This is a genomic window from Janibacter terrae (assembly GCF_039636765.1).
Lineage (GTDB): Bacteria > Actinomycetota > Actinomycetes > Actinomycetales > Dermatophilaceae > Janibacter > Janibacter terrae.
On the sequence record NZ_CP144167.1, the window covers coordinates 2,761,559 to 2,778,713 of the forward strand.

The following is a 17,155-nucleotide window of genomic DNA, read 5'->3' on the forward strand; positions in this document are numbered from 1 at the left end:
GGAAGGCTCGGGTCGGGGCTCAGTCGCTGATGGGGTTGTCGTCCCCGCGGCCGGCCTGGTCGGAGCGCTCGAAGACGTGGTCGACGAAGCCGTACTCCTTGGCCTCCGCCGCACCGAACCAGCGGTCGCGGTCGGAGTCCCGGTGGATCTGCTCGACGGACTGCCCGGTGTGCTCGGCGATGAGCTCGGCCATCTGCGTCTTGACGAAGAGCATCTGCTCGGCCTGGATCTTGATGTCCGAGGCCGTGCCGCCGATGCCGCCGGAGGGCTGGTGCATCATCACCCGGGCGTGCGGCGTGGCGTAGCGCTTGCCGTGCGTGCCCGCGGAGAGCAGGAACTGGCCCATCGAGGCGGCCAGGCCCATGGCCACGGTGGCGACGTCGTTGGGGATCCACTTCATCGTGTCGTAGATCGCCATGCCGGCGGAGATCGACCCGCCCGGGCTGTTGATGTACAGCCAGATGTCCTTGCCGGGGTCCTCCGCGGCGAGGAGCAGCATCTGGGCGCAGATGGCGTTGGCGTTGTCGTCACGCACGTCCGAGCCCAGGAAGATGATGCGCTCCTTGAGGAGGCGCTGGTAGATGTGGTCGTCGAGACCCATCCCGCCCTGCGGGCCGGCCGCGACGATCTCGCTGCTGTTGCTCACGCTCACTCGCTTCTCCGCCGTCCGGCGGTTGCTCTCGTGGTTCACGACTTTCACTGACCCTAACGTCCGCTCCCTGCGCATGTTTCCCGGCTCCCGCACGTGTTCGCCGTGAGCGCAACGCGATCCGCTCACCGCAGGAGCAGGTTGAGCACGACGGTGAGGACCACCGAGGCGATCACCGAGAAGAGGATCATGCCGAGGCAGCCCACGGCGCCGCCGAGGGGTCGGACGCGCACCCGGGGCCGCTCGCTCACGACTGCTCCTTGGGCGGGGTGACGAGCAGCGAGAGCCCGGCGTGGCCCTCGAGCTCGACGTGGAAGCCGTGGAGCTGGTCCACCTCGCCGAAGGTCGAGCCGTCGCCCATGTCCATCAGGCACGACCCCGGCGGCAGGTGCTCGCTGATGACGGTGCCGCTCACCGGCTCCGCGGAGAAGTTGAGGACCGTGACCTGCCCCTGACCCGGCACGAGCTCGTAGTCGTGGACCATCACCAGCATCGCCGGGTGCGCGACGTCGGGGACGTCGACCTGACGCGTCGTCGCGAGACCGAAGTAGCCCCTCAGGTGCAGCATGTCCTTGAGTCGGCTGACGAAGGAGGTCGGGTCCTCCAGCTGCGCCTCGATCGAGCCGTAGAGGGTCCGGGCGCGCGGCATCCCGGAGGCCGAGCCGGTCGCGCCGGGGTCGACGTCGAGCAGGTCGTAGGCGGGACGGTGGATCCAGCGCGTGTCCCCCCTTCGCAGCAGCGGCTCGATCTCGTCCGCGGGGACGGGCAGCGCCCCGACGAGGTCCCACCCCGACAGGGCGAAGACCCCGGGCTGGAGCGCGTTGAACATCGCAAGGAGCAGGTGGGCGCGTCGCACCCGCTCGACGTCCTCCTCGGTGAGTGCGTCGAGGTCGCGCAGCCCGAGGGCCGCGGCCGCCACCGATGCGGTCGTGGAGGCGATCCCGTTGGTCGTGAAGACGAGGTTGTAGGGGGCGGCCTCGCCGGTCAGGGCGTCGGTGAGCTCCTGCCGGATCGTCGCGGCGAGCTCCTCACCCGTCGTCGCCTCCCCGCGGAAGGTGAACTCGTCCTCGCGGTGGCGGCTGGCGAAGTGGACCAGCTCGTAGGTCATCTCGTCGTGGTTCTGCAGGGCGTGGACCAGCCCCGCCGCGTCGACGCCGAGCTCCATCGCCTGGCGCAGCGTCAGGCGCAGGAACTCGGTGTCCCCGGTCGCGAGCGCGTGGTGGTACGCGGGCCGGTTGACGAAGTCGTACGACAGGTCGGCACCCCCGGCCGCGGTGTCGCGGATGTCCTCGATCGAGAGGTTGAGCTCCTGGAAGGTGAACCCGCCGACCTTGCGCACCATCGACCCGATGAGCTGGTTGGCGGCCTCCGAGAGCGGGTGGCCCTCGGACCAGGCCGGGCCGACGTCGAGGGTGCGCTCGACCCCGAGGAAGCCGTTGGCGTCCAGCCGCAAACCCCCTGACCCGAGGTCGCCGAGGCTGTGCAGGGCGTCACCGATGACCAGCCGCATCCCGGCGAAGGTGGGGTCGAGCCAGTTGATCGAGGGCTGCCCCTCCTTGAAGTAGTGCAGGTAGACCCAGCGCCGCGTCACCCCGTCGGGACCGGTCACCGGGGCGGTCGCCGACCAGTTGGTGTCCTTCAGACCGGGCACGTGGAAGATCACCCGCTGCAGCTCGCCGATGATGTGGCCGGCCTCGGCGAGTGCCGCCTCGGCCGCCTCGTCGAGGTTGACCGAGTCGCGGCCCTCGGGCACGTCCGGCAGCAGGTGCCACTCCTCCTGCGGGATCGCGACCATGTGGTAGATCCCGGGGTAGTCGTCGACGCCGAGCTCGGCCAGGCGGAAGTCGGCTCCCTTCCCGGTGTGCCCCGGGACGATGTCGTCGATGACGGTCCCCTCGTGCTGGGCCGCGACCTCGCACATGCGCCGGTAGTCGTCCTCGCTGCCGAAGAGCTCGTCGATGTGCGTGCCGACGCGGTCGAAGTGCCCGTCGACGCTCGGCGTGGGGTTCCACCCCGACAGGCCGCCGGCCCGCTTGACCGGTCCGGTGTGCAGCGCCTGGATCCCGATGCGCTGGAAGGTCTCCCACAGCCGCGGGTCGGCCAGCGAGGCGAGGAAGGACCGACCGGGCCGGGTGATCATCGAGATCGGGTAGGCGGTGAACCACACCGAGGCCGTCTGCACCGCGGCGCGCGGGTCGGGGTGGGCGAAGGGGTTCTGCCACATCGCCCCGATACCGGTGAACTGACCGGCGATCTCCTTGGCGTCCTGGAGCATCGACTGGCCCCGCAGCCACTCCACGTAGACGGGGTTGGAGCCGACCGGCTCGCCCGAGCGCACCTGCGCCGCCGAGGGTGCACCCTGCGGTCGGAGCCGGGCCCTGGGCCGCAGTGCCCTGGGACGGGCGGGGTAGAAGATGTCCGCGAAGTTGGGCGCACCCGGCACCTCGACCTCGAGCGCCTCGGGCTGGTCCACGCCCGGCACGGGGTCGGGCAGGACGTCGTCGGAGTCAGTCATGACGACCACGCTACGGCGTGGTGTCCCCCTTCGCCGCGTCGACCGTGGAGGGGACGTCGATCGCGTCGCCGGTCGGGGGCGCGAGGTGCTCCCGGGCCCAGCGCGGCACGACGAAGAGCGCCTCGACCTCGGCGGTCACCCGGTCCTGGCCGTCGCGGATCTCGCCGCGGACGAAGGTCTTCCACCCGTCGACGCGATCGACCCGTGCCCGGCAGACGTGCTCGTGACCGAGGAGGGTGGGGCGCCGGTAGATCGTGCTCAGGTAGGCGGTGAGACCCGGCCTGCCCAGCCGGGCGGGCACCGAGCCGGCGACCTGGTCGAGGACGGCGGCGACGATGCCCCCGTGGACGCACCCCGGCGGCCCCTCGTAGGCCGCACCGAGGGTGAACGTGCAGGTCGTCGTGCCCTCGTCGTCACCGGTCACGAGCAGCGGCGGGGCGAGCGGGTTGCGCAGGCCGACCATGGGGTTGGCATGGTCACGCAGCCGACCGTCGCTCGAGGTCTCGATGCCGAGCGGCCCGTCCTGGGCGACCTCGAGGAGGCGCGCGGTCAGTGCGTCGACCGCCTCGGCGGTCGTGCCGAGCGTCGCGTCGTCGACGCGGGTGCGCACGCAGGCGTCGACGAGCCGGGCGATGCTGCGGGCGAGACCACCCTGGGCGCGCTCGGTCGCGGCGAGGGCCTGTGGGTCCTCGACGGCGAAGGGGGAGACGAAGGCTCCGTCGGTCATGCGTCCTCCTCGGGGGGCCGGGTTGAACACTCGTTCAACCGCATTGCCCTAGGGTAATGCGGATTCAGGTCGGCGTGCCCGGCGTCCCGGGGGGCCCGCTCGCGCACGGCCGGGACGGCGAGCAGCGCGGGCACGGCGAGGACGCCGACGAGCAGCAGCGAGCGCAGCACGCCGACGTGGTCCCCGAGCAGGCCGAGCAGCGGCGGCCCGACGATGAAGGCGAGGTAGCCGATCGTCGAGACGACGGACAGCCGGGCGGCCGCGCGGGCGGGGTCGTCGGCGGCCGCGCTCATCCCCGTCGGGAAGCCGAGGCTGGCGCCGACGCCCCACAGCACGACCCCGACGAAGGCCGTCACCGTGCCGCCGAGCACGACGAGCAGCGAGCCGACGACGGCGAGCCCGAAGAGCACCCGCAGGACCGGGACGCGGCCGAAGCGGTCGAGCACCCGGACGCCGAGGAGCCGGCCGGCCGTCATGGCCGCGAGGAAGGTCGCGAATGCGAGGACCCCGACCTCCTCCGGCTGGTCGTGCCCCTCGGTCACCGCGAGCGCGATCCAGTCGTTGGCGGTGCCCTCGGTGAGGGCCGCGACGAGGACGACGACACCGATGACCAGGGTGCGCGGCTCGAGCCACGCGCTGCCGGGCCGCTCGGTGACGCCCGCGCCGCCCCCGACCTCGAGGTCGCGCGCGAGGAAGCCGCGCGGCACCCACAGGCCGACGACGAGGGCGACGGCGGCCGCGGCCGCGAGGTGACCCACGACGGGCAGCCCGACGCGGATCACCCCCGCCGCGACGAGGGCGCCGAGCACCGTGCCACCGGAGAAGCAGGCGTGGAAGACCGGCATCATCGTGCGCCCGAGCCGCTGCTCGACGGCGGCGCCCTCGTGGTTCATCGCGACGTCCCACAACGAGATGCCGACGGCGACGACGAAGATCGCCGCAGCGGTCAGGGCGAGGTGCCCGAGGACGTCGACCGCGGCACCGAGCGCGAGCAGGCCGACCGCCACGGTGACCACGCCGATCATCACCGTGCGTGCGGCGCCCACCCGGGTGATGACGCGCCCGGCGAAGGGCAGCGAGACCACCGACCCGAGCGCGCCCACGAGCAGGGTGCGACCGAGCTCGCCCGGCGTGAGGTCGAGCTGCCCGCGGATCGTCGGGATGCGCGCCGCCCACGAGGCGAACGCGAACCCGCTCACGGCGAAGGTCGCCAGCACGGCGTTGCGGGCCGTCGTCGCGGAGGCGGAGGTCATCGGGTGGGCTCCTGGGGGACGGACGAAGGGGGGCCACCACCGGTGATCCGGTGGTGGCCCCCCTTCGTCAGGGGTGCTGGGGCTCAGGCCTGCTCGTCGGCGCGCTCCGGCTCGGCCGCCTCGGTCTCGTCCTCGTCACCGGCGAGGTCCTCGACGTCGGAGACGCGCTCGGACTCGGGGACGATGTCGTCGAGGTTGATCTCGTTGCCGTCGGCGTCGACGATCTTGGCCTTGTCCAGGGCCGCGGCGAGCGCCTTGCGGCGGGCCACCTCGGACACCATCGACTCGACCTGACCCTGCTGGTCGAGCAGCTGGGCGAACTGGTTGGGGTCCATGCCGTACTGCTGCGACTGCATGATGAGGTACTCGATGAGCTCGGGCTGGCCGACCTCGATCTCCTCGGCCTCGGCGAGGGCGTCCAGGAGGAACTGGGTCGTGAGCGTCTTGCGCGTCGACTCGTCGACCTCGGCGCGGTGGGTGTCGTCCTCGAGACGACCCTCCTGCTCGAGGTGCTGGTGGATCTCGGCCTCCACGATGCCCTCGGGCAGCGGGATCTCGGTGTTGTCGAGGAGGTGGTCGAGGACCTTGTCGCGGGCCTGGATGCCCTGCTCGAACTTCTTGGCCTGCTCGGCCTGCTGGGCGAGGTCCGCGCGCAGCTCCTCGGCGGTGTCGAACTCGCTGGCCATCTGGGCGAAGTCGTCGTCGACCTCGGGCAGCTCGCGGACCTTGACCGACTGGACGGTCACGGTGCAGCTGGCCTCACGGCCGGCCTGGTCGCCACCGGCGAGGGGCGCGGTGAAGTCCTTGGTCTCGCCCTTGGCCATGCCGACGAGCGCGTCGTCGAGGCCCTCGAGCATGTTGCCGGAGCCGATCTCGTAGGAGACGCCCTCGACGGAGTCGATCTCCTCGCCGTCGATGTCGGCCTTGAGGTCGATGGAGACGAAGTCGCCGGTCTCGGCGGCCCGCTCGACGCCCACGAGGGTGCCGAAGCGCTCACGCAGCTCGGTGATCTTGGCCTCGACGTCGGCGTCGGTCACCTCGAGGTTGTCGACCTGGATCTCGATGCCGTCGTAGTCGGGCAGCGTGATCTCGGGCCGGACGTCGACCTCGACGGTGAACTCGAGCTGCTCGCCGTCGGCCATCGGCACCTGGGTGATGTCGACCTCGGGCTGACCGATCGGGCTGACGCCGGTCTCGTCGACGGCCTTGCCGAAGAACTCGGGGAGGGCCTCGTTGACGGCCTCCTGGAGGACGGCGCCCTTGCCGACGCGCTGCTCGATGATGCGAGCAGGCACCTTGCCCGCGCGGAACCCGGGGACCTGGATCTGGCTCCCGATCGACTTCAGGGCCGCGTCGACGTGCGGCTGGAGCTCCTCGCTCGGGACCTCGACGGTCAGCTTGACCCGGGTCGGGCTGAGGTTCTCGACGGCACTCTTCACTGCAGGCACTCCACACGTTCTGGACGACGACGGGGGTTGGGCGCAGGCCCTCGGGCCGGTCGGACCGGCCCTGCGGCGCGCACGCACCGTCCCGGTGACCCGGGACACGAGGACCCACTGTATCCGGTGCCCGGCCCCACGCCGAATGCGCGGTCGGGGTAGCCGGATTCGAACCGACGACCTTCCGCTCCCAAAGCGGACGCGCTACCAACCTGCGCCATACCCCGTGCGCGTGCCGATTGGGATCGGGACGCGAGCGGGCACTAGGCTAACCCCTGCTCATCCACCCTTGCGGCGCAGGCCGGCTGGTGGCCGAGCGCGCGGGCGTAGCTCAATGGTAGAGCCCCAGTCTTCCAAACTGGCTACGCGGGTTCGATTCCCGTCGCCCGCTCCGAGTGCCTTCCCACGTCGCCAGACGATCGACGAGAAGTAAGGCTAGGCTCACCAAACCAGCAGTACAGTGCTCCTCGTGCTCGCCAGCCACCTCGTCAGGACCGACCGCCACCTCCTCCCCCACGTCTGGGCAGGCGGGCTGAGCACGCCCGCCTTCGACGTCTTCGACGTCTCCGACGTCATCGACGCCAGCACCTGGTACCCCACGCCACTCAGGGGCGTCCCCAGCTTCGCGCCGCGCACGACGGTGCTGCAGGCGCTCGCCCGGGTCGCCTTCGTGGTCCCCGTCCTCGCCCCCTTCCTGCGCGGCGCCCGCCGCCGCACGGCCGCCGGGCCCGCCCCGCGGGCGAGCCTCCCCGCAGCCTGACCCACCCGCCACCACCCCCTTCGTGAGGATCCCACCGATGACCCGTCGTCCCGTCGCCGCTGCACTCCTGCTCACCGCCGGCCTCGCCGCGTGCACTGCCGGCCCACCCTCCACCGATGGCGCGAAGGGGGACGAGCGCACGATCTCGGTGACCTCCACCGACAACGCGTGCGAGGTCTCCACGGCCGACGTACCCGAGGGACCGTTGACCTTCACCGTCAAGAACGCCGGGACCAGGGCCACCGAGTTCTACCTGCTCGGGGAGGACGGCCTGCGCGTCGTCGGCGAGGTGGAGAACATCGGGCCCAATCTCTCCCGCGACCTCGTCGTCACCGTGCCGGCGGGCACCTACACGACGGCCTGCAAGCCGGGGATGGTCGGCGAGGGCATCCGCGCCGACTTCACCGTCGCGAGGTCCACGGACGGTCCGGTGGCGGCCGGAGACCGGGCGAGCATCGCGCAGGCCGAGAAGAACTACACCGCGTACGTCAAGGACCAGTCCGACCAGCTGCTCACGAAGACGAAGCAGTTCGTCGCCCTCTACCGGGCCGGCAAGGACGAGGAGGCACGCGACCTGTACGCGCGCGCCCGGGTCCACTGGGAGCGCATCGAGACCGTCGCCGAGTCCTTCGGTGACCTCGACCCCAAGATGGACGCCCGCGAGGCCGACCTCGAGCCCGGCCAGCGGTGGACCGGCTGGCACCGCATCGAGAAGGACCTGTGGCCGCAGGAGGCGAAGGGCTACACCCCCCTCACGGACGCCGAGCGGACCACCTACGGCGACGACCTGCTGGAGAACACGAGGACCCTCGACGCGCGGATCCAGAAGATGTCGTTCACCATCGACCAGATCGCCAACGGCTCCCGCGGACTGCTCGAGGAGGTCGCGACGGGCAAGGTCACCGGTGAGGAGGAGGCCTGGTCGCACACCGACCTGTGGGACTTCCAGGCCAACGTCGACGGCGCCAGGGTCGGCTACGACGGCGTCCGCCCGGTCCTCGTCGCGAACGGCGACACCGAGCTGGCCACCCAGCTCGACAGCCGTTTCGAGGAGCTGCAGCAGCTGCTCGACCAGCACGCGGAGGGCGACGGCTTCGTCCTCTACACCGACCTGAGCACGGCCGAGGTCAAGGAGCTCTCCGACGCGGTCAACGCCCTGTCCGAGCCCCTCTCCAAGCTCACTGCGGCGGTCGTCTGAGGATGGGCGAGGAGCAGCAGCACCGCCCGCCCTCCCGCCGCGCGATGCTCGGCACCGGCGCGGTCGCGGCCGCCGCGGGTGTCGTCGGGGGCTTCGGCGCGGGCCGGGCCACGGCCGCGGAGCCGACGAAGGGGGCGAGCGAGTCCCCCTTCGCCCTGCGGGGGAGGCACCAGCCCGGCATCACGACACCGGTGCAGGACCGTCTGCACTTCGCCGCCTTCGACATCACGACGACCTCGCGCGCACGCCTGGTCTCGCTCCTCAAGGAGTGGACCGAGGCCGCCGAGCGGATGATGGCCGGTGGCCCCGCGGGATCGGTCGGGCCCGTCGAGGGTGACTACCGGCTCCCGCCGGACGACACGGGCGAGGCGATCGGGCTGCCGCCCGCACGCCTGAGCATCACCTTCGGGTTCGGGCCGGGGCTCTTCGTCGACGAGGACGGCGCGGACCGCTTCGGCCTGGCCGACCGGCGACCCGCGTCGCTCGAGCCCCTGCCCCACTTCCCCGGCGACGTCCTCGACCCGGCGCGCAGCAACGGCGACCTGTGCATCCAGGCCTGCGCCGACGACCCGCAGGTCGCGGTCCACGCGATCCGCAACCTGGCCCGCGTCGGGTTCGGCACGGTGGCAGTCCGTTGGTCGCAGCTGGGCTTCGGCCGCACGTCGAGCACGACGAGCGGGCAGGAGACCCCGCGCAACCTCTTCGGCTTCAAGGACGGGACCAAGAACGTCCTCGCCGACGAGGGCGCCGCCCTCCAGGAGCACGTGTGGGTCCAGCCCGAGGACGACGGCGGGGACTGGCTCGCCGGTGGCTCCTACCTCGTCGTGCGTCGGATCAACATGACGATCGAGACGTGGGACCGTCAGGGCCTCGGCGACCAGGAGGGGATCATCGGGCGCACCAAGGCCAGCGGGGCGCCGCTCTCCGGCGGCACCGAGCACGACGACCCCGACTTCACCCTGCCCGGTCGCGGCGGGCCGCTCGTGCCGAAGGACTCCCACGTCGCCGTCGTCCACCCGAGCCACAACGACGGGGCTCGCCTGCTGCGGCGCGGTTACAACTTCGTCGACGGGTCCACCGACCTCGGCTCGCTCGACGCCGGGCTGTTCTTCCTCGCCTACGTGCGTGACCCCGCGACGCAGTTCGTCCCCATGCAGACCGCCATGGCCAAGCACGACGCGATGATGGAGTACCTGAGGTTCACCGGCTCCGCGCTCTTCGCCGTCCCGCCCGGCGCCGGCCCCGGCCAGTACGTCGGACAAGATCTCCTCGACTGAGCGCAACCGCACGCCCCCTCCGCGCGTCTGGCCCCACGTGAGGTGATCCACGTCACATCGAGCGGGTGCGAGCCCGCCTATCGGAGGAGAAGGCGTCATGCACGTGCGCAAGATCATCGGACGGGCCGGCATCGGGTCCGTCGCCGCGGCGGGAGCCCTCTTGCTCGCGGCCCCCGCCGCGACCCCCGCGGCCAGTTCCCCCTACTGCGGCATCCGGTGGGGATCCACGGCGAAGGTCAGCGGCTGGGGCCACAGCCTCGGCACGCTCGACGACGTGCGCTCCGGTCGGCACACCTGCTACGACCGGCTCGTCATCGACATCGACCGCCCGCGGCACGACCTGGCCTACGACGTGCGCTACGTCAGCGCCGTCCGCGAGGACGGCAGCGGCCGGCTCGTCCCGCTCCGCGGCGGCGCGGACCTGCAGATCGTCGTGCGGACCCCCGCCTACGACGAGGACGGCCGGAGCACCTACCGCCCGGCCAACCGCCGGGAGCTGGTCGACACCTCGGGGTACCGGACCTTCCGCCAGGTGGCCTGGGCCGGCAGCTTCGAGGGTCAGTCGACGATCGGTCTGGGGACCCGGGCCAGGCTGCCCGTACGCGCCTTCGCGCTCGACGGGCCGGGCGCCGACGCCCGTCTGGTGATCGACGTCGCGCACCGGTGGTGACGCGGAGCGCCGGTCGGGAGGTGGGCGGGCTGCGGGTCAGGCGCTCGCCGTGACCCGGAACTCGTGGATCTCCCGGCCGGCCGCCGTGCCCTTGTCCTCGAAGCCGGCGGTCGGGCGCCAGGCCGGGCGCTCCCCTTCGACCACCGAGACGCCCGGGTGCCGCGCGAGCTGGTCGCGCACGTGCTCGGCGTAGCCGGCGTGGTCGGTCGCGACGAGCAGGTGGCCGCCGGGTCGCAGCCGCTCCAGGACCATGTCGATCGTGTCCTGCTGCACGAAGCGCCGCTTCGCGTGGCGGGCCTTCGGCCAGGGGTCGGGGAAGAAGAGGTGCACGGCCTCGAGCTGGTCGGGGCCGACGCACTGCAGGAGGTACTCGATCGCGTCCCCGCGGAAGGTGCGCAGGTTGCCCAGGCCCTCGCGCTCGGCCTTGTCCATCATCGCTGCGACGCCGGGCACGTGGACCTCGGCCGCGATGACCCCGTGCTCGGGGTGCTCCCGCGCGTACGCGACGGCGGACTCGCCGTAGCCGGAGCCGATCTCGAGGACGACCGGGACGTCACGGCCGAAGACCGCCACCGGGTCGAGCGGCATCGTGGGGACGGCGTAGCGCGGCAGGAGCCGCTCCATCAGCCCTTCGACGCGCGGCGACATCCGCCACCGGGGGGTGAAGGTGCGCACCGTCGCCCGGTGACGGCCGTCCGCGGCGAGCGGGGTGTCGGTCAGGGGCTGCTTGTGCGGGTCGGGCTCGGAGGAGGTCACGGCCGCAAGGATACGAGCCGTCGGGCCACGCCCAGGTGGCGCAGGCCCGCCCCGGCAGTCAGTCCCGCCAGATGAGCACGGCCGCGCGGTCGTCCTCGAGACCCGCCCGGCCCTGCTTGACGAGTCGCTGCGCCAGGCCGGAGAAGCCCTGCGAGAGATGGGCCTCGGCCTGGCCGAGCATCCAGTCGATGCCGTCGTCGAGGTCGCGGGCACGGGACTCGATGATCCCGTCGGTGTACACGAGCAAGGCGTCGCCGCGCTGGAGGACCGTGCGCGAGGACGGGTACTCGGCGCCGGGCTGGAGGCCGAGGGCCGGGCCGCGCGCCTCGTCGAGGGGGCGCCAGCGACCGCACCCGGCGTCGTAGTGCATGGCTGGCGGGTGGCCGGCGGACGCGACGTTCGCTTCGCCGGTGACCATGTCGAGGTGGACGTGCACCGCGGTGGCGAAGCCCTCGTCCCAGTCCTCGCGCTCGAGGAAGTCGTTGGCCATGGGCAGCACCCGCTGGGGCGCGGCCGAGCCGAGCACGCCGCCGAGGGCGCCGGCGAGCACGAGCGCCCGGGTACCCGCGCCCTGCCCCTTGCCGCTGACGTCGACGAGGACCATCTCGAGGCTCTCGCCGCAACGGCTGACCGAGGAGACGTTGAAGTCGCCCGCGAAGGCGTGGTCGTGCGCCGTCGCGAAGGAGCGCTCGGCGTGCCAGCCGCAGGGCAGCTCACGGATCTCCCCCATGCCGTGCAGGCGGCTGCGCAGGTCGCCGAGCATGCGGTCACCAGCGAAGGTCGCCGCCCCGTGGTGGGACCGGGAGGCGGCGAGCACGTACATCAGGGCGAGCGAGACGAGGAAGGGCAGCTGCCGGGCCAGGCCCTCGCCCGCGATCACGGTCGCCCACAGGGCGTACGCCAGGACGACGACGAAGACGAGCTGGACCTCGCGGATCGTGCACAGGGCCGTCGCGAGGAGCACGGGTGGCAGCAGGGTGACGAGCGGGATCGCCCACAGCTCGTGCGCCACGACGATCGCGAAGACGCTGCACAGGATGACGGTGAGCAGGTGCGCACGGTCGAGGGAGGGCGCGACCCGCGGCAACCAGTGACGCTCGGTCCACGCGGGGAACCGGTTGGGCAGGATGGCTGACAAGCTGTGCTTCTCCCCCGGTCGGGCTGCACGGCCACCTCATGAGGCCGTGTCCGCACCATAAGCACCAAGTTACCCGCGTGTGAAGTGTTGTGACCGATCGGATACCAACCACGCGCCCCGCGAGGAGCGTTGTGGTGCTAGGTGATCGGTCACGGCAGGGGCGGCAGGGTCCCGTCGGCCTCGAAGGCGCTCACCATGTCGATGCGGCGCTGGTGGCGCTCCTCACCGGTGAACTCGGTGGCCAGGAAGACGCGCACCATCTCCTTGGACTCCTCGACGGACTGCATGCGCCCGCCCATCGAGATGACCTGGGCGTCGTTGTGCTCGCGGGCGAGCCGGGCCAGCTCCGCGTCGTAGCACAGGGCCGCCCGGATGCCGGCGACCTTGTTGGCCGCCATCTGCTCCCCGTTGCCGGAGCCGCCGAGGACGATCCCGCGGCTGCCCGGGTCGGCCGCCACGGCCTGCGCGGTGCGGATGACGAAGACCGGGTAGTCGTCGACGGCGTCGTACTCGAAGGGCCCGTGGTCGGTGACCTCGTGGCCCTCGTCCGCGAGGAAGGTCAGCAGCTCCTGGTGGAGCTCGAAGGCGGCATGGTCACCGCCGATGTGGACGCGCACGTCAGTGCCTCTCAGTCGAAGATGGGGTCGCGGGTACGGGAACGCTTGAGCTCGAAGAAGCCGTCCGTGCCGGCGACGAGCACGCAGCCGTCGAAGAGGCGGCCGGCGGCCTCGCCCTTCGGGGCCGGGGAGACGACGGGGCCGAAGAAGGCGACGCCCTCGACCGAGATCACCGGGGTACCCACGTCGTCGCCGACGAGGTCGATGGCGCGGTCGTGGCTCTCACGAAGGAAGGCGTCGTGCTCGTCGGTGTCGGCGGCCTCGATGAGCTCGGCGGGCAGCCCGACCTCGGCGAGACCGGCGGCGGTGGCGACGCGGTAGTCCTGCTCACCACCGAGGTGGATCGCGGTGCCGATCGCGTCGTAGAGCGGCTTGGTCACCTCGTCACCGTGCGCCTTGCGCGCCGCGGCGATGACCCGGACCGGCGCCCAGCCCCGGTCCATCATCTCCCGGTACTCCTCGGGCAGGTCACGGCCCTCGTTGAGGACCGACAGGCTCATCTGCGACCAGGTGACCTCGATGTCGCGCACCTGCTCGACCTCCATGAGCCACCGGCTCGTCATCCAGGCCCAGGGGCACAGCGGGTCGAACCACATCTCAACGGGCGTCGTCGTCATGCGCCCATCGTCTCAGACCCGTCCGGGTGCTGTGACAGCATGAGGAAAACGTCCGATGCGAAGGAGCCACACGTGCCCGGCAAGAACCTCACCCGTGAGGAGGCCGCCGAGAGGGCGGCCGTCGTCACCGTCGACAGCCACGAGATCACGCTGGACCTGACGACGTCGGAGACGACCTTCGCCACGACGAGCACCATCCGCTTCAGCGCGAAGGGGGGCGCCTCCACCTTCGTCGACTTCATCGGTGAGTCGGTGGAGTCCGTGGAGCTCAACGGCGTGCAGCTGGACGCCACCGACCTCTTCGCGGACCACCGCATCCGCCTCGACGACCTCGCCGAGGACAACGTCGTGACGATCCGTGCGACGGGTCGGTACATGCACACCGGCGAGGGCCTGCACCGCTTCGTCGACCCGGTCGACGGCGAGGTCTATCTGTACACGCAGTTCGAGGTCCCGGACAGCCGCCGGATGTACCCCGTCTTCGAGCAGCCCGACCTCAAGGCGAGCTTCACCCTGACCGTCACCGCCCCCGCGCACTGGCAGGTCATCGGCAACTCCCCCACCCCCGAGCCGACGCCGGTCCGTGACGGCGTGGCGACGTGGGCCTTCGCCCCGACCGAGCGGATGAGCAGCTACATCACCGCCCTCGTCGCCGGCCCCTACGACGTCGTGCGGGACTCCCTGACGTCGCGGGACAAGGAGGTGCCGCTGGGCATCTTCTGCCGCAAGTCCCTCACGCAGTACCTCGACGCCGACAACCTCTTCGCGCTGACCAAGGCGGGCTTCGCCTTCTTCGAGGAGGAGTTCGACCACGCGTACCCCTTCACCAAGTACGACCAGGTCTTCACGCCGGAGTACAACATGGGCGCGATGGAGAACGCGGGCTGCGTGACCTTCCACGAGATGTACGTCTTCCGCTCCAAGGTGCCCGACGCGCTCGTCGAGCGCCGCGCCCTCACCGTCCTCCACGAGCTGGCCCACATGTGGTTCGGCAACCTCGTGACGATGAAGTGGTGGAACGACCTGTGGCTCAACGAGTCCTTCGCCGAGTGGGCCTCGACGACCTGCCAGGCCGAGGCCACCGGGTGGACCGACGCGTGGACGACCTTCTGCACCCACGAGAAGGCCTGGGCCTACCGCCAGGACCAGCTGAGCTCGACCCACCCGATCGTCGCGCCGATCCGCGACCTCGCCGACGTCGAGGTCAACTTCGACGGCATCACGTACGCGAAGGGGGCCTCCGTCCTCAAGCAGCTCGTCGCCTACGTCGGCCGCGAGCCCTTCCGCGACGGCCTGCGCGCGTACTTCGCCAAGCACGCGTGGGGCAACACGACGCTCGACGACCTGCTCGACGAGCTCGAGGCGACGTCCGGCCGTGACCTGCGTGCCTGGTCGAGGCTGTGGCTGGAGACCGCCGGGGTCAACACCCTGCGGCCGCTCGTCGAGGTCGACGACCGCGGGCACTACGTCGACGCCGTCATCGAGCAGACCTTCGCCGAGGGCTTCGAGACCCTGCGCCCGCACCGTCTCGCCGTGGGTGTCTACGACCTCGTCGACGGCACGCTGCAGCGCCGCGAGCGCATCGAGGTCGACGTCGAGGGCGAGCGCACCCCGCTGCCCCAGCTCGTCGGCCAGCGCCAGCCCGACCTGCTGCTCGTCAACGACGACGACCTGGCCTACGCCAAGCTGCGCCTCGACGAGCGTTCCCTCGCCACGCTGCTCGCGCACCCGACGGCCTTCACCGAGTCGCTCCCGGCGTCGCTGGCCCTGGCCTCGGCATGGGACATGACCCGCGACGGCGAGATGGCGGCGCGCTCCTACGTCGAGCTCGTCCTGCCGGTCCTCGACGGGCTCACCGACTCGGTCCTGCTGCGGGCGCTCATCGGCCAGGTCACGACGGCGGTCCTCACGTACAGCGCACCGGAGCACCGCGAGCAGGTGCGCGCGCAGGTCGTCGCCCACCTCGCCGAGCTGGCGCGCCGGGCCGCGCCCGGCAGCGACGCCCAGCTGCAGCTCGTCACGGGGCACTGCGGCCTGCTCGCACCCGGTGACGACACCGCCTTCGTCGCCGGGCTGCTCGACGGCAGCACGACCCTCGAGGGTCTGGCCGTCGACACGGACATGCGGTGGACCCTGCTCACCGGCCTCGCCGCGGCCGGTGCGGCGGACGCCGACGCGATCGCCATGGAGGCGAAGGGGGACAACACGGCCACCGGTCGTGAGCGCGCCGCCCGCGCCGCCGCGAGCATCCCCACGGCGCAGGCCAAGGAGGCCGCGTGGCAGGCGGGCGTCGTCGCGACCGACACCCCCAACTCGGTCGTCGACGCGCACGCGCTCGGGTTCGGCCGGACCACCGACCCGGCGCTGCTCACCCCCTTCGTCCAGCGCTACCACGACGTCCTCGAGGACGTGTGGTCCACGCGCACGCACGCCATCGCCGAGGGCATCGTCATCGGCTTCTACCCGATGGCGCTGGCCGGGCCGGAGTTGCTCGCGACGACCCAGGCCTGGCTCGACGAGCACGCGTCGGCACCGGCGGGCCTGCGGCGCACCGTCGCCGAGAGCCGCGACGCCGTGGCGCGTGCAGTCGCTGCCCAGGAGCGTGACGCAGACTCGGCCCGATGATCGACCTCACCCAGTTCCTCGCGCTCGACCTGACGTGGGAGTCCACGCTGGACTGGCTCCTCGGCGCCCCGCTGAAGATCGTCGTCACCCTCGTGGTGGCCGTCCTCGCGCGCTGGCTCGCCCACCGGGCCATCACCCGGGCCGTCGCCGCCTCGATCGCGCGCAGCGAGGCGACCCGCGCCAGGCGCGAGCGGCGCGGCACCGGCCGCGAGGCGACGACCGCCCGCGAGCGCTACCGCCAGCGGACGCTGACGATGGGCTCGCTGCTGAGGTCCATCGCGACCTTCGCCATCGGCGTCATCACGGTGCTCACGGTCCTGTCGCTGTGCGGGATCCCGCTCGCCCCGCTGCTCGCCTCCGCCGGCGTCGGCGGGGTCGCGCTCGGGTTCGGCGCGCAGGCCCTCGTCAAGGACTTCCTCTCCGGCATCTTCATGATCCTCGAGGACCAGTACGGCGTCGGCGACCTCATCGACACCGGTGAGGCCGTCGGCACCGTCGAGGAAGTCACGCTGCGGGTCACCCGGCTGCGCGACCACGACGGGGTCGTCTGGTACGTGCGCAACGGCGAGATCATCCGGATCGGCAACCGCAGCCAGGGCTGGTCGACGGTGCTCGTCGACATCCCCTTCAGCTACCGGGAGGACGTCGAGCGCGTCATCGGGATCATCCGCGACGAGGTCGGCCGCATCGACGACGAGCCGCACTGGCGCGAGGTGCTGCGCGAGGAGCTGCAGGTGCTCGGGGTCGAGTCGATCACCGGCGGCACCGTGACCGTCCGCATCCTCGCCCGCTGCGCGCCCGACGAGAACTGGGGCATCCAGCGCGAGATCCGCCGCAGGGTCAAGGAGGCCTTCGACCGCGAGGGCATCGCCGGGCCGCCGATCCCCACCGTGGGTGGGCAGCACCAGATCTGA

16 protein-coding genes and 2 tRNA genes are annotated in these 17,155 nt (G+C 71.8%); 7 read left to right on the forward strand and 11 right to left on the reverse strand.

Going from position 1 to position 17,155, the window contains the following annotated elements:
* Window positions 1-19: 19 nt before the first annotated feature.
* From V3C34_RS13630 to V3C34_RS13660, 7 genes are all read right to left on the reverse strand, one after another.
* The gene (locus V3C34_RS13630; RefSeq protein WP_068323429.1) at window positions 20-601 is read right to left on the reverse strand and encodes an ATP-dependent Clp protease proteolytic subunit; all 582 of its coding nucleotides are present in this window, start codon (window positions 599-601) and stop codon (window positions 20-22) included.
* A gap of 173 nt (window positions 602-774) precedes the next feature.
* Complete coding sequence (locus V3C34_RS13635; protein ID WP_255218237.1) at window positions 775-900, reverse strand: hypothetical protein; 126 nt, start codon at window positions 898-900, stop codon at window positions 775-777.
* Window positions 897-3,164, reverse strand: coding sequence for a maltose alpha-D-glucosyltransferase (treS, locus tag V3C34_RS13640; protein ID WP_346007395.1), 2,268 nt, complete (start codon window positions 3,162-3,164; stop codon window positions 897-899). Before treS ends, V3C34_RS13635 begins: the two co-directional genes overlap by 4 nt.
* Window positions 3,165-3,174: 10 nt before the next feature.
* Window positions 3,175-3,891, reverse strand: a complete 717-nt coding sequence (locus V3C34_RS13645; RefSeq protein WP_345913724.1) for a PaaI family thioesterase — start codon at window positions 3,889-3,891, stop codon at window positions 3,175-3,177.
* Window positions 3,888-5,144 carry an MFS transporter gene (locus tag V3C34_RS13650; protein ID WP_082817114.1) on the reverse strand — a complete coding sequence of 419 codons (1,257 nt, stop codon included), beginning with the start codon at window positions 5,142-5,144 and terminating at the stop codon, window positions 3,888-3,890. The genes V3C34_RS13645 and V3C34_RS13650 overlap by 4 nt, the downstream gene beginning before the upstream one ends.
* A gap of 83 nt (window positions 5,145-5,227) precedes the next feature.
* The gene (tig, locus tag V3C34_RS13655; protein WP_346007396.1) at window positions 5,228-6,583 is read right to left on the reverse strand and encodes a trigger factor; all 1,356 of its coding nucleotides are present in this window, start codon (window positions 6,581-6,583) and stop codon (window positions 5,228-5,230) included.
* Window positions 6,584-6,736: 153 nt separating this feature from the next.
* Window positions 6,737-6,810: transfer RNA gene (locus V3C34_RS13660), tRNA-Pro, on the reverse strand.
* A gap of 93 nt (window positions 6,811-6,903) precedes the next feature.
* Between V3C34_RS13660 and V3C34_RS13665 the strand changes: the two genes are divergently transcribed.
* The 5 genes from V3C34_RS13665 to V3C34_RS13685 all read left to right on the forward strand — a co-directional run bounded on the left by V3C34_RS13665 (window position 6,904) and on the right by V3C34_RS13685 (window position 10,488).
* Window positions 6,904-6,974: transfer RNA gene (locus V3C34_RS13665), tRNA-Gly, on the forward strand.
* 78 nt (window positions 6,975-7,052) lie between these two features.
* A complete protein-coding gene (locus V3C34_RS13670) occupies window positions 7,053-7,343 on the forward strand; it encodes a hypothetical protein (protein WP_346007397.1) in 291 nt (96 codons plus the stop codon).
* A 37-nt stretch (window positions 7,344-7,380) separates the two neighbouring features.
* Window positions 7,381-8,541, forward strand: a complete 1,161-nt coding sequence (gene efeO / locus V3C34_RS13675; protein ID WP_346007398.1) for an iron uptake system protein EfeO — start codon at window positions 7,381-7,383, stop codon at window positions 8,539-8,541.
* A gap of 2 nt (window positions 8,542-8,543) precedes the next feature.
* Window positions 8,544-9,818: an iron uptake transporter deferrochelatase/peroxidase subunit gene (gene efeB, locus V3C34_RS13680; RefSeq protein ID WP_346007399.1), complete on the forward strand. Its 1,275-nt coding sequence runs from the start codon at window positions 8,544-8,546 to the stop codon at window positions 9,816-9,818.
* A 97-nt stretch (window positions 9,819-9,915) separates the two neighbouring features.
* Window positions 9,916-10,488 carry an AMIN-like domain-containing (lipo)protein gene (locus V3C34_RS13685; RefSeq protein ID WP_345913730.1) on the forward strand — a complete coding sequence of 191 codons (573 nt, stop codon included), beginning with the start codon at window positions 9,916-9,918 and terminating at the stop codon, window positions 10,486-10,488.
* A 36-nt stretch (window positions 10,489-10,524) separates the two neighbouring features.
* Here the strand turns inward: V3C34_RS13685 and trmB are convergent, their stop codons facing one another.
* The 4 genes from trmB to V3C34_RS13705 form a co-directional block, all read right to left on the reverse strand.
* Complete coding sequence (trmB, locus tag V3C34_RS13690) at window positions 10,525-11,244, reverse strand: tRNA (guanosine(46)-N7)-methyltransferase TrmB (RefSeq protein ID WP_345913731.1); 720 nt, start codon at window positions 11,242-11,244, stop codon at window positions 10,525-10,527.
* Window positions 11,245-11,302: 58 nt separating this feature from the next.
* Window positions 11,303-12,382 carry a PP2C family protein-serine/threonine phosphatase gene (locus V3C34_RS13695; RefSeq protein WP_345913732.1) on the reverse strand — a complete coding sequence of 360 codons (1,080 nt, stop codon included), beginning with the start codon at window positions 12,380-12,382 and terminating at the stop codon, window positions 11,303-11,305.
* A gap of 149 nt (window positions 12,383-12,531) precedes the next feature.
* On the reverse strand, window positions 12,532-12,999 hold the full coding sequence (locus V3C34_RS13700) for a ribose-5-phosphate isomerase (protein ID WP_068322679.1): 468 nt from the start codon (window positions 12,997-12,999) through the stop codon (window positions 12,532-12,534).
* Between the two features lie 11 nt (window positions 13,000-13,010).
* Window positions 13,011-13,616, reverse strand: a complete 606-nt coding sequence (locus V3C34_RS13705; RefSeq protein WP_068322676.1) for a DsbA family protein — start codon at window positions 13,614-13,616, stop codon at window positions 13,011-13,013.
* A 72-nt stretch (window positions 13,617-13,688) separates the two neighbouring features.
* On the opposite strand from V3C34_RS13705, the gene pepN reads away from it, so the two are divergent.
* Both pepN and V3C34_RS13715 read left to right on the forward strand, forming a co-directional pair.
* Window positions 13,689-16,241: an aminopeptidase N gene (pepN, locus tag V3C34_RS13710; RefSeq protein ID WP_346007400.1), complete on the forward strand. Its 2,553-nt coding sequence runs from the start codon at window positions 13,689-13,691 to the stop codon at window positions 16,239-16,241.
* Window positions 16,238-17,155, forward strand: a complete 918-nt coding sequence (locus V3C34_RS13715) for a mechanosensitive ion channel family protein (RefSeq protein ID WP_338537840.1) — start codon at window positions 16,238-16,240, stop codon at window positions 17,153-17,155. Before pepN ends, V3C34_RS13715 begins: the two co-directional genes overlap by 4 nt.